Annotated in this window: 17 protein-coding genes and 2 pseudogenes; 8 read left to right on the plus strand and 11 right to left on the minus strand. The window is 62.3% G+C overall.

Annotated elements, in window-relative coordinates:
- Positions 1-4 precede the first annotated feature (4 nt).
- From AC19YY_RS01070 to lpxC, 4 genes are all read left to right on the plus strand, one after another.
- Positions 5-871, plus strand: a complete 867-nt coding sequence (locus AC19YY_RS01070) for a cell division protein FtsQ/DivIB (protein ID WP_169956346.1) — start codon at positions 5-7, stop codon at positions 869-871.
- A gap of 15 nt (positions 872-886) precedes the next feature.
- A complete protein-coding gene (gene ftsA / locus AC19YY_RS01075) occupies positions 887-2146 on the plus strand; it encodes a cell division protein FtsA (protein WP_029297837.1) in 1260 nt (419 codons plus the stop codon).
- 64 nt (positions 2147-2210) lie between these two features.
- Entirely contained in the window at positions 2211-3401 is a 1191-nt protein-coding gene (ftsZ, locus tag AC19YY_RS01080) for a cell division protein FtsZ (RefSeq protein WP_057444456.1), read from the plus strand.
- A gap of 112 nt (positions 3402-3513) precedes the next feature.
- A complete protein-coding gene (lpxC, locus tag AC19YY_RS01085) occupies positions 3514-4425 on the plus strand; it encodes a UDP-3-O-acyl-N-acetylglucosamine deacetylase (RefSeq protein ID WP_029297841.1) in 912 nt (303 codons plus the stop codon).
- Positions 4426-4581: 156 nt separating this feature from the next.
- Here lpxC and AC19YY_RS01090 read toward each other — a convergent pair whose 3' ends face one another.
- The 6 genes from AC19YY_RS01090 to AC19YY_RS01115 form a co-directional block, all read right to left on the minus strand.
- Complete coding sequence (locus tag AC19YY_RS01090; RefSeq protein ID WP_500603768.1) at positions 4582-6081, minus strand: sensor domain-containing diguanylate cyclase; 1500 nt, start codon at positions 6079-6081, stop codon at positions 4582-4584.
- A gap of 84 nt (positions 6082-6165) precedes the next feature.
- Complete coding sequence (locus tag AC19YY_RS01095; RefSeq protein ID WP_500603769.1) at positions 6166-7488, minus strand: OprD family porin; 1323 nt, start codon at positions 7486-7488, stop codon at positions 6166-6168.
- 380 nt (positions 7489-7868) lie between these two features.
- The gene (locus AC19YY_RS01100) at positions 7869-9233 is read right to left on the minus strand and encodes a heavy metal sensor histidine kinase (RefSeq protein WP_500603770.1); all 1365 of its coding nucleotides are present in this window, start codon (positions 9231-9233) and stop codon (positions 7869-7871) included.
- Positions 9223-9900 (minus strand): heavy metal response regulator transcription factor, encoded by a 678-nt coding sequence (locus tag AC19YY_RS01105; RefSeq protein WP_169956339.1) that lies wholly within the window; start codon positions 9898-9900, stop codon positions 9223-9225. Before AC19YY_RS01105 ends, AC19YY_RS01100 begins: the two co-directional genes overlap by 11 nt.
- A 9-nt stretch (positions 9901-9909) precedes the next feature.
- Positions 9910-13005 (minus strand): multidrug efflux RND transporter permease subunit, encoded by a 3096-nt coding sequence (locus AC19YY_RS01110; RefSeq protein WP_500603771.1) that lies wholly within the window; start codon positions 13003-13005, stop codon positions 9910-9912.
- The gene (locus tag AC19YY_RS01115; protein ID WP_432754607.1) at positions 13002-14168 is read right to left on the minus strand and encodes an efflux RND transporter periplasmic adaptor subunit; all 1167 of its coding nucleotides are present in this window, start codon (positions 14166-14168) and stop codon (positions 13002-13004) included. Before AC19YY_RS01115 ends, AC19YY_RS01110 begins: the two co-directional genes overlap by 4 nt.
- Before the next feature lie 215 nt (positions 14169-14383).
- Between AC19YY_RS01115 and AC19YY_RS01120 the strand changes: the two genes are divergently transcribed.
- The 4 genes and pseudogenes from AC19YY_RS01120 to AC19YY_RS01135 form a co-directional block, all read left to right on the plus strand.
- A complete protein-coding gene (locus AC19YY_RS01120) occupies positions 14384-14617 on the plus strand; it encodes a hypothetical protein (RefSeq protein ID WP_432754606.1) in 234 nt (77 codons plus the stop codon).
- Positions 14618-14755: 138 nt separating this feature from the next.
- On the plus strand, positions 14756-15964 hold the full coding sequence (locus tag AC19YY_RS01125; RefSeq protein ID WP_500603772.1) for a transporter substrate-binding domain-containing protein: 1209 nt from the start codon (positions 14756-14758) through the stop codon (positions 15962-15964).
- A 97-nt stretch (positions 15965-16061) separates the two neighbouring features.
- A pseudogene (locus tag AC19YY_RS01130) lies at positions 16062-16343 on the plus strand (PAS domain-containing protein); the annotation flags it as partial.
- A 300-nt stretch (positions 16344-16643) separates the two neighbouring features.
- Positions 16644-17636, plus strand: a pseudogene (locus AC19YY_RS01135) (methyl-accepting chemotaxis protein); the annotation flags it as partial.
- Between the two features lie 71 nt (positions 17637-17707).
- Here AC19YY_RS01135 and AC19YY_RS01140 read toward each other — a convergent pair.
- The 5 genes from AC19YY_RS01140 to AC19YY_RS01160 all read right to left on the minus strand — a co-directional run bounded on the left by AC19YY_RS01140 (position 17708) and on the right by AC19YY_RS01160 (position 22226).
- Complete coding sequence (locus AC19YY_RS01140) at positions 17708-18451, minus strand: YkgJ family cysteine cluster protein (RefSeq protein WP_169956329.1); 744 nt, start codon at positions 18449-18451, stop codon at positions 17708-17710.
- Positions 18452-18559: 108 nt separating this feature from the next.
- Complete coding sequence (locus AC19YY_RS01145; protein WP_500603773.1) at positions 18560-19042, minus strand: GNAT family N-acetyltransferase; 483 nt, start codon at positions 19040-19042, stop codon at positions 18560-18562.
- A gap of 3 nt (positions 19043-19045) precedes the next feature.
- Positions 19046-19948, minus strand: a complete 903-nt coding sequence (locus tag AC19YY_RS01150; protein ID WP_057438202.1) for a chemotaxis protein CheV — start codon at positions 19946-19948, stop codon at positions 19046-19048.
- Positions 19949-20046: 98 nt separating this feature from the next.
- Complete coding sequence (locus tag AC19YY_RS01155; RefSeq protein WP_169956325.1) at positions 20047-21021, minus strand: 2-hydroxyacid dehydrogenase; 975 nt, start codon at positions 21019-21021, stop codon at positions 20047-20049.
- A gap of 236 nt (positions 21022-21257) precedes the next feature.
- A complete protein-coding gene (locus AC19YY_RS01160) occupies positions 21258-22226 on the minus strand; it encodes a LysR family transcriptional regulator (RefSeq protein WP_169954563.1) in 969 nt (322 codons plus the stop codon).
- Between the last annotated feature and the right edge of the window lie 66 nt (positions 22227-22292).

Below are 22292 nucleotides of genomic sequence, written 5' to 3' on the forward strand. Positions count from 1 at the left end.
GACCATGCAAGGCGCATCGCTTCGTCATCAGCAACCCGCTCCCGGCCGCAAGCCGGTGCCGCGTGGTGCCAGTCGAATGGTGGCTAAAGAGCCGATGTCGGCGCGCCTGCCGAAAGCCAACTTTGGTTTTCTCAAGGCCCTGTTCTGGCCGGTGCTGTTGGTGGCGTTGGGCTTTGGCACCTATGAAGGTGCACAGCGCCTGTTGCCGTATGCCGACCGCCCGATCACCAAGATCAGCGTGCAGGGCGACTTGAGCTACATCAGCCAGCAAGCGGTGCAGCAGCGGATCGCGCCTTTTGTTGCGGCGAGCTTCTTCACCATCGACCTGGCCGGCATGCGTGCCGAACTGGAACAGATGCCGTGGATTGCCCACGCCGAAGTACGGCGCGTGTGGCCGGATCAAGTGACGATCCGCCTGGAAGAACAACTGCCCGTGGCCCGTTGGGGCGACGAAGCGCTGTTGAACAACCAGGGCCAGGCGTTCAACCCGCGTGAGCTGGCCAACTACGAGCATTTGCCGCAGTTGTTCGGACCACAACGGGCACAGCAGCAAGTGATGCAGCAGTACCAGGCGTTGAGCCAGATGCTGCGGCCACTGGGCTTCTCCATTGCGCGCCTGGAATTGCGCGAACGGGGCAGCTGGTTTTTGACCACCGGGGCAGGCAGTTCCGGCCCGGGCATCGAGTTGTTGCTGGGACGCGACCACTTGGTGGAGAAGATGCGCCGCTTTATCGCCATCTACGACAAAACCTTGAAAGAACAGATTACGAACATTGCGAGCATCGACCTGCGTTACGCCAACGGCCTTGCCGTTAGCTGGCGCGAACCGGCTGCGCCCACGACAGCGCAGCCCGCTGTCGCGAAGAATTAAGAAGAGGCAGGACCCATGGCAAACGTGCAAAGCGGCAAAATGATCGTCGGTCTCGATATCGGCACCTCCAAGGTGGTGGCGCTGGTAGGCGAGGTCGCGGACGACGGCACGCTGGAAATCGTCGGAATCGGCACGCATCCGTCCCGGGGCCTGAAGAAGGGCGTGGTGGTCAACATTGAATCCACCGTGCAATCGATCCAGCGCGCCATCGAAGAGGCGCAACTGATGGCCGGCTGCCGGATTCACTCGGCGTTCGTCGGTGTGGCGGGCAATCACATCCGCAGCCTGAACTCCCACGGCATCGTGGCGATTCGCGACCGTGAAGTCAGCTCGGCCGACCTTGAGCGCGTCCTCGACGCCGCCCAGGCTGTGGCGATCCCGGCTGACCAGCGTGTGCTGCACACCCTGCCGCAGGACTACGTGATCGATAACCAGGAAGGCGTGCGTGAGCCCCTGGGCATGTCGGGCGTACGCCTGGAAGCCAAGGTCCACGTCGTGACTTGCGCGGTGAATGCGGCACAGAACATTGAAAAATGCGTGCGCCGCTGCGGCCTGGAAATCGACGACATCATTCTCGAGCAACTGGCTTCGGCCTACTCGGTCCTGACCGACGACGAAAAAGAGCTGGGCGTGTGCCTGGTGGACATCGGCGGCGGCACCACCGATATCGCGATCTTCACCGAAGGTGCGATCCGTCACACCGCGGTGATCCCGATTGCCGGCGACCAGGTGACCAACGACATCGCCATGGCGCTGCGCACACCGACCCAGTACGCCGAAGAAATCAAGATCCGCTACGCCTGCGCCCTGGCCAAGCTGGCCGGTGCCGGTGAAACCATCAAGGTGCCGAGCGTGGGCGACCGCCCACCGCGCGAACTGTCGCGCCAGGCCCTGGCCGAAGTGGTCGAGCCGCGCTACGACGAACTGTTCACCCTGATCCAGGCTGAACTGCGCCGCAGTGGCTACGAAGATTTGATCCCGGCCGGCATCGTGCTGACCGGTGGCACCTCGAAGATGGAAGGCGCGGTCGAACTGGCCGAGGAAATCTTCCACATGCCGGTCCGCCTGGGCGTGCCCCATGGCGTCAAGGGCCTGGGCGACGTGGTGCGCAACCCGATTTATTCCACCGGTGTGGGCTTGCTGTTGTATGGCCTGCAAAAGCAGACCGACGGCATTTCCCTGTCGGGCATTGGCAGCCGCGAAAGCTATAGCAGTGACGAGCCCAAAGCGCCGTTGCTGGAGCGCCTGCAGGCTTGGGTGAAAGGCAATTTCTAAAGATTTACCGCAACACCGTTTCAAGTAGTAGGCGAAAAAACTAGAGAAATGAAGGAGAGGGAAAATGTTCGAACTCGTAGACAACATCCCCGCAAGCCCGGTTATTAAAGTAATCGGTGTCGGCGGTGGCGGCGGCAACGCTGTCAACCATATGGTCAAGAGCAACATTGAAGGCGTTGAATTCATCTGCGCCAACACTGATGCCCAGGCGCTCAAAAGCATCGGCGCGCGGACCATCCTGCAATTGGGCACAGCCGTGACCAAGGGCCTGGGCGCTGGCGCCAATCCGGAAGTCGGCCGTCAAGCCGCCCTGGAAGACCGCGAGCGTATTGCCGAAGTGCTGCAAGGCACCAACATGGTGTTCATCACCACCGGCATGGGCGGCGGTACCGGTACCGGTGCGGCGCCAATCATTGCCGAAGTGGCCAAGGAAATGGGGATCCTGACCGTCGCAGTCGTGACCCGTCCGTTCCCGTTCGAAGGCCGCAAGCGCATGCAGATCGCCGACGAAGGTATCCGTCTGCTGTCTGAAAGCGTTGACTCGTTGATCACCATCCCCAACGAAAAACTGCTGACCATCCTCGGTAAAGACGCAAGCCTGCTGTCGGCTTTCGCCAAGGCTGACGACGTACTGGCCGGTGCCGTTCGCGGTATCTCCGACATCATCAAGCGTCCGGGCATGATCAACGTCGACTTTGCCGACGTACGTACGGTCATGAGCGAAATGGGCATGGCGATGATGGGCACTGGCTGCGCCAGCGGTCCTAACCGTGCACGTGAAGCGACCGAAGCGGCCATCCGCAATCCGCTGCTGGAAGACGTGAACCTGCAAGGTGCACGCGGCATCCTGGTGAACATCACCGCCGGTCCCGACCTGTCCCTGGGTGAGTACTCCGACGTGGGTAGCATCATCGAAGCCTTCGCTTCCGAGCACGCGATGGTCAAGGTCGGTACCGTTATCGATCCGGACATGCGCGACGAACTGCATGTGACCGTGGTTGCCACAGGTCTGGGCGCAAAAATCGAGAAACCTGTGAAGGTTATCGACAATACCGTGCACACCAGCCAGGCCTCGGCCGCCGCTCCAGCACCTGCTCGCCAGGAACTGCCGTCGGTGAACTACCGTGATCTGGATCGTCCGACCGTGATGCGCAACCAGGCCCAGGCCGGTGCTGCGGCGTCCCGTAGCCCGAATCCGCAAGATGATCTGGACTACCTGGACATCCCGGCTTTCCTGCGTCGTCAGGCCGATTAATGGAATGTATCAGGGCTATGAAGGTGATTGGTGTTCAGCAAAGGTCTGGTCTGCTATTATCGCCAGCCTTTGTTGATACCAGTTCGCAATTTGCGCTGAAGCGGTCCAAGCCATGATTAAACAACGCACCCTGAAGAATATTATCCGTGCCACAGGTGTAGGTCTGCACTCCGGGGAGAAGGTATATCTGACTCTCAAGCCCGCACCTGTCGACACCGGCATCGTGTTTGTTCGTGCCGACCTGGACCCTGTGGTGCAGATTCCTGCTCGCGCGGAAAACGTTGGCGAAACCACCATGTCGACCACATTGGTCAACGGTGACGTCAAAGTGGACACGGTGGAGCACTTGCTCTCGGCCATGGCTGGCCTGGGCATCGATAACGCCTACGTCGAGCTCTCCGCGTCTGAAGTCCCGATCATGGATGGTAGCGCTGGACCTTTCGTATTCCTGATTCAATCTGCCGGCCTGGAAGAACAGGACGCAGCCAAGAAGTTCATTCGCATTCTGCGGGAAGTGACAGTAGAAGACGGCGACAAGCGCGCCACCTTCGTCCCGTTCGAAGGCTTTAAAGTGAGCTTTGAGATCGATTTCGATCACCCGGTATTCCGTGACCGCACCCAAAGTGCAAGCGTGGATTTTTCCAGCACTTCGTTTGTAAAAGAAGTCAGCCGCGCCCGTACCTTTGGTTTCATGAGTGACATCGAGTACCTGCGCAAGCACAACCTCGCACTCGGCGGCAGCGTGGAAAACGCCATCGTGGTCGACGCGGATGGTGTACTGAACGAAGACGGCCTTCGCTATGAAGACGAATTCGTGAAGCACAAGATCCTCGATGCAATTGGTGACCTCTACCTGCTGGGCAATAGCCTGATAGGCGAGTTCAAAGGCTTCAAGTCGGGCCATGCACTGAACAACCAGCTCCTGCGCAAGTTGATTGAGCAGAAAGACGCTTGGGAAGTCGTGACCTTCGAAGATGCCAGCACCGCACCGATCTCTTACATGCGTCCCGTTGCGGCGGTGTAAGTAACAACTCTCTTTCTTTAGTTTTTAAAGGCTGCCTTCGGGTGGCCTTTTTTTATTGGCAAACATCCCGCTGTAGGAGCCGGCTTGCCGGCGATGAGGCCCCTGAACCTTGCACCGACCATCCGGCCGCCATCGCCGGCCAGCCGGCTCCTACATTCAAGGCGCCAGCAGTGTGGCCGCATCGACCACGCGGTTGCGCCCACTATTTTTCGCCTCATACAACGCCCGGTCAGCACTGAGCAGCAACTGCTCCAATGACGCGCTGCTGCGTTTGTCCCAGGTGCTCAAGCCGATACTCACCGTAACTGGCTCACTATCACCCGCAACCGGCGGCAAGTGCTGGATCCCCTGGCGGATACGCTCAGCAATCGCCCGGGCACCGCTGGCGTCGGTATGCGGCAGGATCACCGCAAACTCTTCACCGCCATAGCGCGCCGCGAGGTCGGCCGGGCGGCGGATGTGGCTGCCGATCACCTGTGCCACGCTGCGCAACGCTTCGTCGCCGCCCTGGTGGCCGTGGCGGTCGTTGAAGGCCTTGAAGTGGTCGACGTCGATCATCAACAGGGCCAAGGGCTCGGTCGAGCGGCGCGCGCGCTCCCATTCCAGGGCCAGGCGCTGGTCGAGGATGCGGCGGTTGGCCAGGCTGGTCAGGCCGTCGGTGGCTGCCAGTTCTGACAGTACTTTCTCGGCACGGTAGCGACGCCGCAGTTCCAGGCGCAACATCCAGCTCAGCCACAGCAGGCCCACACACAACACCCCGGTGGCCCCCGCCGTCAGCCACGCGGCGCGTTGCCAGGCGGCGAATACATCGTCGCTGGCCAAGGCCACTACCACGATCAATGGCAACCGGCCCACATTGGTAAAGGTGTAGAGCCGTGGGGTGCCACTGATCGCAGAGATGGCCCGGAAGCTGCCGCTGCCTTCTTGCAGCATGCGCTTGAAGTTGGGGCGTGAGCTCAGATCCTTGTCGATCATGTCCCTCTCGAGCAGGGGTTGCTGGGCCAGCAGGATGCCCTGGTTGTTCAGCAGATTGATGGTGTTACCGCTGCCGATGGTCAGGCTGCTGAACAATTGGTCGAAATATGCCAGGCGCATGGTCGCCACGGCCACCCCGGCAAACTCGCCGTCGGGCCCGGTCACGCGGCGGCTGAAGGCGATGCGCCAGATCTGCTCGCAATCACAGCGGATCTTGAACGGGCGGCTGATAAACAGCTCGGCGTCGGGGTTCTGTTGATGGACCTGGAAATAGTCGCGGTTGGCGAAGTTGCGCCGCGTGGGTGCCAGTGTGGATGAGTCGGCAAGCACCGCGCCCTGGGCGTCCAGCAGCAAGACTTCGCCTTTGTACGGCGCCGCAGTGGACTGGTCGAATTGCAGTTGGTGCCGCACATCGCCCGGCAGCCCTGACATGTCCTTGCCGGCTGCCGCAATCAGGCCTTGCAACGCCAGGTCATAGAGCTCGACGTTGCGCAGCACATCGGCATTGATCAACTGGGTGATATTGCTGGTGGAGCGCTGGGCGGTCTGCAGTGTGCTGGCATGTTCGCGGATCAGCAGCACGGCAACGATGATCAGGATCAGGGTAACTGTGAGACCACTGCCCAGAATCAGCAAAAGCTCCGGGCGTGCAGGCAGGTTAAGGGCGCGGCGTTGACTCATCGGACTGACTTCGGCGGTGACGATGATGGCAGTTTAGTTCCGCGCGCATTAAATTAAGTCATTGGCGAAAAAGATAATTGGCCGTCAGAACACATTGATCGGGTAGTCGATGATCACCCGATACTCATCCACATCGCGGTCCACCGCCGAGTAGCCATTGCTGCCTCGGTTGGTAGCCCATTGCAGGCGCACCGCCAGGTCCTTGGCCTTGCCGCCCTGCACCACGTACTTGAGGTCGATATCGCGCTCCCAGTGCTTGGCGTTCTTGCCATCGGCGCTGTACCAGGCCGAGTAGCCGCGGCTGTTGGGGTCGACTTTGGTGAGGTCGGTCTTGCCGCTGATGTAGGACACCGCCGAGGTCAGGCCGGGTACGCCAAGACCAGCGAAGTCATAGGCGTACTTGAGTTTCCACGAGCGCTCGTTGGGGCCGTTGAAGTCTGAGTATTGCTGCGAGTTGTCCAGGTACACGCTGTCGCCCTGGGCGATGTAGTCGAACGGCGTGTTGCCATTGACCCGCTGGTACGCGGCCGTGACGCTGTGATTGCCCACGCCCACGGTGAAATGCAGGCTGTAGGTGTTGTTGTCGATATCCCCCAGCAGGGCATTGCCGGTGTCTTGGGTGTGGTAGAAGTGCAGGCCCGGGTTGAGGCTGACCAGGTCATTGAGCGCGTAGGTGTAGTCCAGGTCGTAGTAGTACTGGTTCCACACGTCCTTGAGTTCGGAGGCGTACAGGTTGCTGGTCAGCCCTGGCAGACCGCTCCACGCCACGCCGGCCCAGTTCATGTGCTGGCTGTCCTGGCCCTTGGGCAGTGCGCCATAGCTGGTGCCGATGCGCCCATGGCCACTCTGGTTGTAGAGCTTGGCAAAACTGGCCTGGCCGCCTTCGAACATCCAGCCGTCAAGGCTGTGGTTGGTCAGGCTGACGCCACGAAAGGTCTCGGGCAGCATGCGCGTCATGCCGCCAGCAATCACCGGGTTGTTGAGGAACAGGTCGCCGGCCTTCAGCTCGGTATCCAAGGCGCGGATTTTCAGGGTGCCGCCACCGGTAGAAAACGAGCCCGGCGCTTTGCCGCTGCCGCTGCCGTACGGCAGGATGCTGGAGCCGTCGGTACCGCCACCGCCGTCCAGCTTCAGGCCGAGCATGCCATGCACATCCAGGCCCAAACCCACGCTGCCCTGGGTGTAGCCGGATTCGAAGATGCCGAGGAAGCCTTGGCCCCACTCTTTGCTGTCGTTGATGTGAATGTCGCGGCGGTCGCGATTCATGTAGTAGTTGCGGGTGTTGATGGTGAGGCTTGAGCCTTCGACGAATCCGTCGGCGGGAGGGGCATCTGCTGCAAGGGCGAGCGGGGAGATAGTTGCTGCAATCGCGAGGAATAACGGGGTGAATGTCAGCGCGGGTTTCACCGGGGGAGCTCCTTTGGGTAAGTCTGAACGGCCAATGTCGTGGGGTGTTCCTGGCCTTTTTTACGGCAAAAAAAAGCCGCTGAAGTCAGCGGCTTTAAGACAGATTCCCAGTGTAGAGCCCTGGAAATAAGTCGAGGGAAATGGCAGGGCGGGTCGGCTGTCTTTGCCGTCTCGCTCGTCGATGCGACATATTGGCGCAGGCGAGCGGTACGGTACAGAGTGTAACAAGATAATGACTGTTGCCCAAACCGCAACAGTAAAGACAGCGAAGATCAACTGTAGGAGCCGGCTTGCCGGCGATAGCAGTGGATCAGTGATGAATAAGTCGACTGACTGGCCGCCATCGCCGGCAAGCCGGCTCCTACAGTAGGCCGAGGTGTTTATACGGGCAGGCTGATGCCAAACGTATTGCCCCCGTGCTCACTGCGCACAAACACATCCCCGCCATGCATCAACGCAATCGCCTTGACGATCGCCAGCCCCAACCCATGATTGGCCCCGCTGTTGCTGCGCGAGGCGTCGACGCGGTAGAAGCGCTCGAACAAGCGGGGCAGATGCTCGCTGGCAATCAGCTCACCTGGATTGGTCACGCCAATCAGCACCTGTTGCTCCTGCGCTTCAATCCGCACCTCGATCACCTGCCCCGGCGAGGTGTGCTGCACGGCATTGTTCAGCAGGTTGATCAGGGCCCGGCGCAAATGGGCTTTTTCGATCCGGACCAAGGCATCGCCGTCCACCGTGACCTGCACCTGGGCGTCTTCGAGGATGAAATCCAGGTAGTCGAGGGTGGTCGCCACCTCATCGGCCAGGGAGCTTTCGATCAGCTTGGTGGCCTTGCTGCCCTGGTCGGCACTGGCCAGGAACAGCATGTCATTGATGATCGAGCGCAGGCGCTCCAACTCTTCCAGGTTCGATTGCAGGACCTCGAAGTAATGCTCGGCCGAGCGGCCGCGGGTCAGCGCAACCTGGGTCTGGCCGATCAGGTTGGTCAGCGGCGAGCGCAGTTCGTGGGCTACGTCGGCATTAAAGGATTCCAGGCGCGAGTACGCGGTTTCCACGCGCTCCAGGGTCGAGTTGAAGGAGTTGACGAACTGCTTGAGCTCCGGCGGCAACGGTGACAACTGCAAGCGCCCGGACAGTTTTGGCGGTGCCAGTTTTTGCGCTTCGTCCGAGAGTTTGATCAAAGGCTTGAGACCGATGCGCGCGACCCAAAAGCCCAGCAGCGAAGCCAGCACTACGCCGACAAACGCCAGGCTGATCAACGCCATCAGCAGATGGTGCTGGGTGGCGCGGAAGTTGGCGGTGTCGATGGCGATCATAAAGCGCAGCGGCGGGCGCTGGTCTTTGGCCGGGAACTGGCTGACCAGCACCTTGAACGGATACGCATGCCCCGGCAGGTACAAATCACGCTTGCCCGTGGGGCCGGCGGCGAATTCGCGGATGCGTGCGTCCGGGTTGCCGTATTCGTAGGTCGGGTCACTGCTCACCACCCAGAAACGAATTCGTGTGTCCTCTTCCCCCAGCAGCTTGAGTTTGCTGGTCATCTTCACCCAGTGATCCGGCGTGCCGAAACGCGTGATCGACGACTCCAGCACACTGTAGCGCGCATCCAGCTCGGCCCCCGGCAACAAGCCCAGGCCACGGTCCACCTGCTGGTACAGCGCGCCGCCGATCAGCAGGAAAATCACCAGCGCCACCAGGGTGAACATGCCGCTCAGGCGCAGGGCAATCGAGTTACTCGACACTGCGGTTCTCCAGCACATAGCCCATGCCACGAATAGTGTGCAGCAGCTTGTGTTCGAAGGGCCCATCGAGCTTGGCCCGCAGGCGCTTGATCGCCACTTCGACCACATTGGCATCGCTGTCGAAATTGATGTCCCAGACCATTTCTGCAATCGCCGTCTTGGACAGGATCTCGCCCTGGCGCCGGGCCAGGACGCTGAGCAGCGAGAACTCCTTGGCGGTCAGGTCCAGGCGCAGGCCGGCGCGGCTGGCCTTGCGGCTGATCAGGTCGATCCACAGGTCGGCGATGGTCACCTGCACCGGTTCATGCCCGCCGCTGCGGCGGGTCAGGGCTTGCAGGCGTGCCACCAGTTCGAGGAAGGAAAACGGCTTGCCCAGGTAATCGTCGGCCCCTTCGCGCAGGCCACGAATGCGGTCTTCCACACGCTCGCGGGCGGTGAGCATGATCACCGGGGTCTGCTTGCGTGCCCGCAGTGCGCGCAGCACGCCAAAACCGTCGAGGCCGGGCAGCATCACATCGAGCACGATCACTGCGTAGTCGCTCTCCAGGGCCAGGTGCAGGCCCTCGATGCCGTCGCGGGCCACGTCCACGGTGTAGCCTTGTTCCGTCAGCCCGCGATGCAGGTAGTCGGCGGTTTTTTCTTCGTCTTCAATAATCAGGACGCGCATGACCCCGCCTCAATGTGTGGTCGCCAGCCCAGGGGCCGGTGTGGGTCTATGGAAAAGTTTCTCAAGGTACAAGTATATGACCGGCGTGGTGAACAGGGTCAGCGCCTGGCTCACCAGCAACCCGCCGACCACCGCGATGCCCAACGGCTGGCGCAATTCCGCGCCGGGACCTGCGCCGAGCATCAGCGGCACCGCGCCCAGCAGGGCGGCGAGGGTGGTCATGATGATCGGCCGAAAGCGCGTGATACAGGCCTCGTAAATCGCATCGCCAGGCGCCAGCCCGCGAACGCGCTGGGCCTCCAGGGCAAAGTCGATCATCAGGATGCCGTTTTTCTTGACGATGCCGATCAACAGCACCAGCCCGATCAAGGCCATGATGGAAAAGTCCTGGCCCAGCAGCCACAGCATGATCAACGCACCCAGGCCGGCAGAGGGCAGGGTCGAGATGATGGTCAGCGGGTGCACGAAACTCTCATACAGCACGCCGAGGATGATATAGACCGCCACCAGCGCCGCGAGGATCAGCCACGGCTGGCTGGCCAATGAACTCTGGAACGCCTGGGCCGCGCCCTGGAAATTGCCGATGATGGTGCTCGGCATGCCGATCTCGTTCTTCGCCTGGTCGAGCATGATCACCGCGTCACCCAGGGCCACGCCCGGCGCCAGGTTGAACGACAGGTTGGCCGCCGGGAACATGCCGTCATGGCTGATGGACAACGGCCCGACCGTCGGCGGATCGACCTTGGCCAGCGCCGACAGCGGCACCATCTCGCCGCTCAGGGGCGAGCGCAGGTAGAAGTAGTTCAGGCTCTCGGCCTTGCCCCGTTGCTGGCTGTCCAGTTCCAGCACCACCTGGTACTGGTTGGTCTCGGTCTGGAACTCATTGACCTGGCGTTGGCCGAACGCATCGTACAGCGCCTGGTCGACATCGGTGGCGGTCAGGCCGAAACGCGCGGCGGCTTGGCGGTCGATGCTGATGTGGGTGATGCTGCCGCCCAGTTGCAGGTCGTTGGACAGGTCGCGAAAGGCCGGGTTGGCGCGCAGTTTTTCGGTGAGGCGCTGGGTCCAGGTGTTCAGGGTCGCACCATCGTTGCTCTTGAGCACGTACTGGTACTGGCTGCGGCTGGGTCCGGAGCTGAGGTTGATGTCCTGGCCGGCGCGCAGGTACAGCACGATCCCCGGGACCTGGGCCAGTTTGGCGCGGATCCGGTCGATAAACTGGCTGGCGGACACGTCGCGATCACCGCGATCTTTCAAGGCAATCCAGAAGCGGCCGTTGGCGATGGTCTGGTTGCTGCCAGTCACGCCCACCGAGTGAGAAAAGTTTTCCACCGCCGGGTCAGCCTTGATGATCTCGGCCAGGGCCTGGTGCTTGGCCACCATATCCGGGTAGGACACATCGGCCGCCGCCTCGCTGGTGCCAAGAATGAAACCGGTGTCTTGTACCGGGAAAAACCCCTTGGGGATAAACACGTAGCCGGCCACGGCCAGGCCCAGGGTCACGACGAAGATCCCGAGCATCGTGCGTGGATGGGCCAGCGCCCGTCGCAGGTTCCTCGCGTACCCGGCCAGCAGGCGTTCGCCAAACCCTGGCTTGTCATGGGGGTGGTGGGTCGGGGCGCGCATAAACTGCCCGGCCAGCATCGGCGCCAGGGTCAGGGACACCACCACCGAAATCAGGATGGTCGAGGTCGCGGTCAAGGCAAATTCCTTGAACAGGCGCCCGACCACGCCGCCCATGAACAGCAACGGGATAAACGCCGCCACCAGCGAGAAGCTGATGGACACCACGGTAAAACCGATCTCGCCGGCGCCCTTGATCGCTGCTTCACGCTTGTCCAGGCCGGCCTCAAGGTGACGGTGGATGTTCTCCACCACCACAATCGCGTCGTCCACCACAAACCCCACGGCAATCACGATGGCCACCAGGGTCAGGTTGTTCAAGCTGAAACCCAGCACGTACATCAAGGCAAAACTGGCGACCAGCGAGACCCCGAGCACGCTGGATACAATCAGGGTCGCCGACCACTGGCGCAGGAACAGCGCCATCACCGCCACCACCAGCAACACCGCGATCAACAGGGTGATTTCCACTTCATGCAGCGAGGCACGAATGGTCTTGGTGCGATCCGACAACGAGCTGACGTCCACCGACGCCGGCAGCATCGCCTGCAAGCGCGGCAGCTCGGCCTGGATGCGGTCCACGGTGTCGACGATATTGGCCCCCGGCTGACGGAAAATTACCAGGTTGACCCCCGGCGTATCACCGGACCAGGCCTGCACGTAGGCGTTTTCCGAACCGTTGATCACCCGTGCCACGTCGCGCAACTGCACCGGCGCGCCGTCCTTGTAGGAAACAATCAGGTCGCCGTATTCCTCGGGGTGGAACAGTTGGTCGTTGGTCGACAGCGTCGACACGCTGTCGCGCCCATACAGCGCGCCCTTGGCCAGGTTCAGGCTCGATTGCTGGAGGACCAGGCGGATGTCGGCCAGGGTCAGGCCGATGGCGGCGAGTTTGTCCGGCGAGGCCTGCACGCGAATCGCCGGGCGTTGCTGGCCGGTGATGCTGATCTGGCCGACCCCGTCGATCTGGCTGATCTGCCGGGCCAGCAGGGTTTCCACGTAGTCGCTCAGTTCGGTGCCGGGCATATTGTTGGAGCTGATACTGAGGATCAGCACCGGGCTGTCCGCCGGGTTGACCTTGCGCCACGTCGGCAGGTTGGGCATGTCGCTGGGCAACTTGCCGGCTGCGGTGTTGATCGCCGCCTGTACTTCCTGGGCGGCGGTATCGATGCTCTTGTCGAGAGTAAATTGCAGGGTCAGGAGGCTGGAGCCCAGGGCGCTGCTTGAGGTCATCTGGGTCATGCCGGGGATGGCGCTGAATTGCACTTCCAGGGGCGTTGCCACCGAGGACGCCATGGTATCGGGACTGGCGCCGGGCAGTTGGGCGGTGACCTGGATTGTCGGGAACTCCGCCTCCGGCAAGGGCGCGACGGGCAGGCGCGGAAAGGCGATCAAGCCCAGCAGCACCAGGGCAAAGGTCAGCAGCAGGGTCGCGACCGGATGGTCGACGCACCACGCCGATACCGAGCCACGGCCCTTCATGGCTGGGCCTGCGCTTGGGCGGTCTGGATCACTTGCGGCGGCTCCTTGAGCACCTCCACCTGGGCGCCGGCCTTGAGGCGTGACTGGCCGTCGCTGACCAGCACATCACCGGCCTGCACGCCGGTGACAATCGTCAATGCGCTGTTCTGATAGGCCACGTGCACCGGTACCACGTCCACCTTGTCGCCATTGAGGCGGTACACGAAATGCGAGTCCATGCCGCGCTGGACCACGGTCGGCGGCACCACCAGGGCGGCCTTGTCGAGGGCGGTCTGAATCTTCACCGTGACCAGTTGCCCCGGCCACAGCGTTTGCGTGGCATTGCTGAACTCGGCCTTGGCGCGGATGGTGCCGGTGGTGGCGCTGATCTGGTTATCGATCAGGCTCAGGCGGCCTTCACCGAGCAGCACCGCCGCCGGGCTATCGGTGTCGGCGCCGAGGAAGGCATCGACACTGGCCGGGTGCTGCGCGGCGATCAGGCCTTGCAGGGTCGGCAGCATCTGTTGCGGCAGGGAAAACTCCACGGCGATCGGGTCGATCTGCGTCACCGAGAACAGGCCTTGGGCATCGCTGGTACGCAGGAAGTTGCCTTCATCCACATTGCGAATCCCCACCCGACCGCTGACGGGGGAGCGAATCTGCGTGTAGGAAAGCTGGACCTGAGCTGCATCAATCGCCGCCTGGTTGCCCTGGGCGGTGGCCTTGAGCTGGTTGACCAGGGCTTGCTGCTGGTCGTAAGTCTGCTTCGACACGCCGTCGTCGATGCTCAACTCCTTGTAGCGCTTGAGATTGACCTGCGCCACCTGCAGCTGCGCCTGGCTTTCGCTCAGTTGGGCCTTGGCCTGGTCGAGGCTGGCGCGGATCGCCCGGTCATCGATGCTTGCCAGCAGGTCACCGGTTTTTACCAATTGCCCTTCCTTTACCAGCAGTTTGGTGAGGATGCCGTCGACCTGCGGGCGAATTACCACACTGTGCAGCGACAGCACCGAGCCGATGCCGCTGACAAATCGCGGGATGTCCTGCTGCGTGACGCTGACCACCCGCACCGGGATCGCAGTCGAGGCAGACAGCTTAGTCTTGGCCGGCCGGGTCGAGACCCAGGCCACGACCGCCAGGGCCACGACGGCGAGCACAATCAAGGTGGTTTTGCGTTGAATGTGCATGGGCTCGCGGCGTCCGGACAGAGAATGGGAAGAGTGGAGGTTCTTTATAGCCTGCAAACCCGGTCAGCAAAGTGACCGTTAACTGACAGCGCTGTCAGCAAAGGTCGACCATTCGTACAGGCGGTGGTTAAAGATCCAGGGCGCGCAGGTATACTGCGCGCCAGTGTGGCCCGCAAGTCGGGCCCGCGTCATTTTTTGCACGCCCCGGAGCTTCCATGAATTCCCCGACACAACCGCCTGTTGAAAGCGCCGAACTCGCTGATCCAGACTGCCTCGACAGTGAAGCCAAACCGGTGATCCCGGCCTTCAAGTTCCCTTTCAAACCGGGTGAACTGGCCGGGGCGAAAGACAGCAATCAGCCGTGGTACAAAAACGGCGCGAAGAACGGCCACACCAAGACCCCCGGCATGGCGCCGCCGGGCACCCGTCGTTCGATGGGCAAACGCTGACTGCCTACAGCTCTTGCTGACTTTTCGCCTTGTCGGCCCATGACCTTTTCTTGAAAGCTTTCTCGATTCCCCTTCGCCGCGTCTGGTTGGCAGAAGTACCGGTTGAGGGAGCGGGTCTTTCAAGAAAGGGACTTCTTCATGGCTTTGGCAAAGATCTTCGTTTTATCCGTTGGGTCGCTGCTGTCGGGTGGTTTGTTTATAGGCGCAGCGACAGCTGCTGCAGCGCGCAGCGAAATCCGCTTCGCAATCTCCCCACTGTTTCCCCCCTATGAAAGCCGCGATGCCCAAGGCCAGTTGGTAGGCCTGAACATCGAGTTGGGCAATGCCCTGTGCGCCCAGCTCGACGCCCGTTGCACCTGGGTCGACCAGATTTTCACCCTTAGCATCGACGCCCTGGAAAGCCGGCGTTTCGATGCAATCATGGGCATGGCTTCAACCCCCCAGCGCCGGCAGTTGATCGACTTTACCGACGACCTGTACCCCCTCACCACACACCTGGTAGCCCGCAAGTATTCCGGCCTGCTGCCCACGGTGCGTGCCCTCAAGGGCAAGCGCGTGGGAGTACTTACCGGCAGCAATCGCGAAGCCTTTGCCCTGGCGCAATGGGCGCCGGCGGGCGTGATCATCAAGAGCTACTGGCTCAACGACCAGTTAATCCGCAGCCTGGTGGCCGGTGATATCGACGCGACGCTGCAAGGCACCGCCGAAATCCGCCAGGAGCTGCTCGACACCGAGCAGGGGCAGCCATTTGATTTTGTCGGCCGGCCGGTCACCGGCCAACAGATGGGTACCGCCGTGGCCATCGGTGTGCGCAAGTCCGACCCGCAATTGCGCGGTGACCTCAACCGGGCGCTGGAGCAGCTCAAGCAGAGCGGCGAGCACCAGCGCATTCTCCAGCGCTATCTGCAGGAGGAGCCCGAGACGGCAGCGGCGCCGGACGGCGACGGACCACACTTTTACCCCACTGAAATTGCGCTGCCTTTTTCCGAGGCAGTACGGGTTGGCAACACGCTGTACATTTCCAATATTGCGGGGCTGGATGTTCGCGGCAACCCGGTGAAGGGTGGCACTGGCGCGCAGATGAAGCAGGTGATGAAGACCCTGCACGACCTGTTGGAGCGTCATCATTCGTCGTTGGACCGGGTGGTCAAGTGCACCTTGATGCTGGCCGACCTGGATGACCTGGCCCTGGTCAACGAGGTGTACCTGGGCTACTTCGACCGTAGCCGGTTGCCCGCCCGCAGCGTACTGGCGGTGCGCCGCTTACCGCGCAGCGCGCGGGTGGCGCTGGAGTGCGTGGCCCTGATCGAGGAGTACCGCGAGCCGGATGCAGCGGTGCCCAACTAAATGCGTGGAACATGAGCTGGATCAGTATTTGCTCAACCGGTGCGCTTAGAGTCGGTGCCCCTGCCGACTCCCTCAATAACCCCCGAGCGCGCTTTCCATGAAGATCAATCTCCCGGTCACGGGTCGAAGTGTGGACATTGCCCCAGACGCCAACATCCTCTCGACCACTGACTTAGGCAGTTCGATTACCTACGCCAACCAGGACTTTATCGACGTCAGCGGCTACAACCGCGAGGAATTGCTGGGCGCGCCACATAACCTGCTGCGTCACCCGGACATGCCGTCGGCGGCCTTTGCCCATATGTGGCAGACCCTCAAAAGCGGCCGCTCGTGGATGGGCATGGTGAAAAATCGCTGCAAGAACGGCGATCACTATTGGGTCAGCGCCTATGCCTCGCCGGTCACGCGCGACGGTGTCGCGGTGGAATACCAGTCGGTACGCACCAAGCCCGATGCGCGGCGGGTGATGGCGGCGGAGCGCGCTTACGCCCGCCTGCGCGCGGGTAGTCGGCGCTTGCGGCCAGTGCTGGAGATGCCCATGAAGTTGTCGCTGGTCACCGGTGCAACCTGCGCCCTGACCTGGGGAGTGGGGGCCGGGTTGGCGAGCTACTCGTGGGCCTTGCAGGTGCTGGGCCTGGCTGCGGTGGGCGCAGCGGGGGTATTGGGTATCAACCTGTTGTTGCGCCCCTTGAGGCAATTGAGCGAGCGGGCACGGCAGATTGCCGATAACCCCGTCAGCCAGGCGATCTACACCGGGCGTGCCGATGAGCTGGGGCAAATCGAATTTGCCATGCAGATGCTCGAAGCCCAGGTGGGCGCGGTGGTCGGCCGGATTGGCGATGCATCGCAGCGTTTATCCGGGCACGCCGCCGCTCTGGTCCAGCAACTGGACAGCAGTCACGCCAGCACCCTGGGCCAGCAGACCCAGACCGACCAGGTGGCCACCGCGATCCAGGAGATGGCGGCCAGCGTGGCGCAAGTCGCCAACCATGCCCAGCAAGCCTCGAAAGCGGCCGACCAGGCCGGCAGCGAGACCCGCGAAGGCCATCAGCGGGTGGACGAAAGCCGTGATGCGGTGCTGCGCCTGTCCCAGGAGCTGGCCAGGGCCACCAGTGTGATCCATCAATTGGAAAGCCACAGCGGGGATATCTCCAGCGTACTGGAGGTGATCCGGGCGATTGCCGAGCAGACCAACCTGCTGGCCCTCAACGCGGCCATCGAGGCGGCGCGGGCGGGCGAGCAGGGCCGTGGCTTTGCGGTGGTGGCAGATGAAGTCCGCGGCCTGGCCCAGCGCACCCAGCAATCGACCAATGAAATCCAGCGCATGATCAGCACCCTGCAGGGCGGCGCCCGCGATGCGGTGATGGCGATGGAGCAAAGCAGCCAGCACGTCGAAGTCAGCGTCGAGCATGCCCAGCGCGCGGCGTCGGCCCTGGATGGCATCAGCCAGCGGGTCAACCAGATCACCGCTATGAGCGTGCAGATTGCCACGGCGGTGGAGGAACAGAGCGCGGTGAGCGAGGACATCAATCGCAATATTGTCGGCATTCGCGATGCCGGCGAGGCCACCGTCAGCGCCGGCCAGCAGAGCCAGCTCAGCTCGGGCGACGTAGCGGCCCTGGCGGAGGACCTGCGGCGGCTGGCTGAAGAGTTCTGGGGCAAACGCCGCTAATCTTCGCAACCGGCTTGCCGGCAATGGCGATTTCGCGCACGCCATCGCCGGCAAGCCGGCTCCCAAAAGGTTCAGGCAGCGCGCAGCGAGATAAACGCATAGTTGGCCGGCACTTCGGTGGCGATCTGCGCCCCGGCATCCAGCAACTGTTCGGCAATGTCCATCCCGGACACATGAAACACCCACTCATTGGCCATGGTCGGTTGCTCCACCGCCAGCGCTATGGCCTGGGCAAAGGCGCCCATGTCCGGCAGGTACGCGGTAAAACCATCGCCCTTGAGCGCCGTGGTGCGAATCCCCAGCAGGGCGCACACCGCCTCCTTGGTCTGTACATCGTCACGGTCGGCCTGGCGTGAGCGGTGGATCAGCTCGGCCAGTTCCCGGTCCATCAGCTCGCCGCCGACGATCAGCGCCGGGCCCTGTTCCCAGGATTGCGGCGGGCAATCCTTGGCGGCCGGGTTCAGCGGGATATGCGGATTGATCTCCATCGGGTAGATACGACAGACCAGCGGCCGCCGTTCATAGATGCCGCAGCGGTTGTCTTCGTCAAGATTCCGGCAGCGCCCGGCGTTGTAAGCGGCAAAGGTGATCGCCACGAACGCTTGGGTATTGCCGCTGGGCACCACCACCGAACGCCGTTCGGCATGCTCGCGTTGTTGCACAGGCAGGCCCAGGCCATTGCCCAGGAAACCTTCCACCAGCACGATGACATTGCCGCCGTCCGCCGCCCACTGGCGGGCTTCGTCGAGGGTCAGGGGTACATGATGGTCGGTGCAGCATTTACCGCAACCAACGCAGGAAAAATGGGTATTCATGGAGGATCTGCTACCAGGCCAGGTCAGAGGGCTCTCTTGAACGGTGACGGGTTTTTACCTCTATCCGCCGTTCAGAGACTCTGGAAGCAAGTTATGCGCCAGTGCCGATCAGTCGTCGCTGACCACGTCGCGCAGCACAAACACCATGCCGGCACTTTCATACAACTGGCGTGCGCGCAGATTGCTCTCCAGCACCTTGAGGTCCACATAGGGTTCGCCGCGCTGCTTGAACACCTGGAAGCTGTGCAGCAACAAGGCGCGACCCAGCCCCTGGCCCTGGGCGCAGGGGTGGACGCTGAGGTGATGGATAAAGGCACTGGTCCAGCATTGGGCCACGCCAAGAATGCCCTCGGCGTTACTTGCGACCAGGCATAGCGTGGGGTCGAACTCTGCGTCGCTGAGAAATTGCTGCTGCCAGGCCTCCAGGTTGGCCACGCGGCCGCCGCCCTGTTCCTGGGTCATGCGCAATACCGCATGGATCGCCGGGGCCAGTGCAGGGCGGTAATGATCCAGGCGGGTGTCGGCTGGCCACTGCGGTGCAGGCAGGCTGCCGGTGAGGTCGCGGCGTAGCAGTTGGTAATACGCTGTCACTATTTACAGGCCTTTTTGCGCCACGGTCTGGGCCGCAACCACCAGGCATTTGGTCAGCTCGGGCGACGAAAACTTCGTCAGTACCGAGTCGGCACCCGCCAGGCGGGCTTTTTCGCTGTTCATCGCGCTGTCCAGGGAGGTGTGCAACAGCACGTAGAGGTCCTGGAAGTCCGGGGTTTCGCGCAGGGTGCGGGTGAGGGCGTAGCCGTCCATTTCCGACATTTCGATGTCAGACACCACCACATTGATCTGCCCGGCGCTGCCTTGCAGTTCCAGCAGCACGTCGATGGCCTCTTTGGCGCTACGTGCGGTGTGGCAGGTCAGGCCGAGGTTGCGCAGGGTGTGCACCGATTGCTGCAGGGCCACCTGGCTGTCGTCCACCACCAGGATGCGTGCATGGCCGAGCACTTCGGCTTCTTCCATGGTCAGGTCAGTCGGCGCCACTTCGATCTGCGCGGGGGCGATGGCGTGGATGACTTTTTCGATGTCCAGCACCTGCACCAGCACCCCGTCGACCTGGGTCACGCCGGTGATAAACGAGCGCGTGCCGCCAGAGCCAAAGGGCGGCGGGCGGATATCGGTGGTCAGGCAATGCACGATCCGGCTCACCGCCTGCACATGCAGGCCCTGCTTGGAACGGCTGACATCGGTGACAATCAGGCAACCGCCGTCGGGGTCTTGCAGGGGCATCTCGCCCAGCGCGCGGCTGAGGTCGATCACCGACAAGGCCGCGCCACGCAGGGTGGCGATGCCTTTGACGTGCGGGTGGGACTCCGGCAGCTTGGTCAGCGGCGGGCAGGGAATGATTTCGCTGACTTTCAGCAGGTTGATGGCCATCAGCTTGCCGCTGCGCAAGGTAAAGAGCAGAAGCGAGAGTGAATCTGCGCGGGCTTTGGTGGTGGACATAAAAACCTTCTGTGGATCAGCGATAACAATCTATAGCGGGTTATCGACGTTCGCGCCAAAAACTGTAGGGGCTGGCTGGCCGGCTCCTACAATGCCGATCAGCCTTTCCACACCTGCGGGTTCACCAGGTCCTGCGGGCGCTGGCCCAGCAGTGCGCTGCGCAGGTTGTCCAGGGCACGGTTGGCCATGGCTTCACGGGTTTCATGGGTGGCCGAACCGATATGCGGCAAGGTCACCGCATTGCTCAGTTGGAACAGCGGCGACTCGGCCAGGGGCTCGCGCTCATACACATCCAGCCCGGCGCCGCGAATGCGCTGGGTTTGCAGGGCTTCGATCAGCGCGGGTTCGTCTACCACCGGGCCACGGGAGATGTTCACCAAGATTGCACTGGGTTTCATCAGGGCCAATTCGCGATGGCTGATCAGGTGCTTGGTCTTTTCACTCAACGGCACCACCAGGCACACGAAATCTGCCTCGGCCAGCAACTGGTCCAGGCTGCGCAACTGCGCGCCCAGCTCTTGTTCCAGCGCGGTCTTGCGACTGTTGCCGCTGTAGATAATCGGCATATTGAAGCCCAGGCGCCCACGGCGGGCGATGGCTGCGCCGATATTGCCCATGCCGACGATACCCAGGGTCTTGCCGTGTACATCACAGCCAAACAACGGCGCGCCGACGCTGGCTTTCCACTGCCCGGCCTTGGTCCAGGCGTCCAGCTCGGCCACACGGCGGGCGCTGCTCATCAGCAGGGCAAAGGCCAGGTCGGCGGTGCTTTCGGTCAACACATCGGGGGTGTTGGTGAGCATGATCCCGCGTTCGTTGAAGTAGTCCACGTCGTAGTTGTCGTAACCCACAGAGACGCTGGACACCACTTGCAGCTTGTTCGCCCCTTCGAGCTGCGCCCGGCCCAGCTTGCGGCCGACGCCGATCAGGCCGTGGGCGTGGGGCAGGGCTTCATTGAACTGCGCGTTGATATCGCCCTGCTTGGGGTTGGGGACGATGACCTCGAAGTCCTGTTGCAGGCGTTCGATCATCTGGGGGGTGACACGGCTGAAGGCGAGGACAGTCTTTTTCATCGCAAGTGAGGCTCATCGACGGGGAAGAATGCCAAGCACGCTAACATTCCTGCCCACACTTGTCAGGACACCGCATCACCAATGTGGGAGCGGGCTTGTCGGGTCGCCGCATCGCCGCGATAGCGGTGTGTCAGGCACTACATCTGGCACTGATATACCGCTATCGCGGCGATGCGGCGACCCGACAAGCCCGCTCCCACAGGGGATCTCCAATAGTTGGGAGTCCGTTTTCTAAATCAGCTACCCAACCGCACCCCACCCAAACTGCCGCTCAACTCATACGCCGCGAGTTCCGCCTGGTGCGCCGCGAGGATCTCCGGCAGCGAGCCGCGCAGGTACTCCACCCAGGTCTTGATCTTCGCATCCAGGTACTGGCGCGACGGGTAGATGGCGTACAGGTTCAGCTCCTGGGAGCGATACGTCGGCATCATCCGCACCAGGGTGCCGTTGCGCAGGCCTTCGATGGCCGCGTACACCGGCAGCAGGCCGACGCCCATGCCGCTGATGATCGCGGTCTTCATCGCATCGGCGGAGTTCACCAGGAACGGCGAGCTGTTGATGCTCACGCTTTCCTGGCCGTCCGGGCCGTTGAAGGCCCATTTGTCCAACTGGATCACCGGGCTGACCAGGCGCAGGCAGGCATGGTTGAGCAGGTCACTGGGCCGCTGCGCGCAACCATTGGCTTTAACGTAGGCCGGCGAGGCACAGACGATGCTGTAGGTGATCCCCAGGCGCTGGGAGACAAACCCCGAGTCCGGCAGCTCGCTGGCGAGCACGATGGACACGTCATAACCCTCGTCCAGCAGGTCTGGCACGCGGTTGGCCAGGGTCAGGTCGAAGGTCACGTCGGGGTGGGTGCGGCGATAGCGGGCAATCGCATCGATCACGAAATGCTGGCCGATGCCGGTCATGGTATGCACTTTGAGCTGCCCGGCGGGGCGCGCGTGGGCGTCGCTGGCCTCGGCCTCGGCTTCCTCGACATAGGCGAGGATTTGCTCGCAGCGTAATAAATAGCGCTTGCCGGCCTCGGTCAGGGCGATGCGGCGGGTGGTGCGGTTGAGCAAGCGGGTTTGCAGATGGGCCTCCAGATTGGAGACCGCGCGCGAGACGTTGGCCGTGGTGGTGTCCAGTTGTACGGCGGCGGCGGTGAAGCTGCCGGCCTCGGCGACACAACTGAAGGCGCGCATGTTTTGCAAAGTGTCCATGGGGTGCTCTCAAGGGAGATGACAAATTGTGACAGAAAGTTACGACTACCAGTGATCCCTACCAAT

This window comes from Pseudomonas sp. MF09156 (assembly GCF_059862305.1).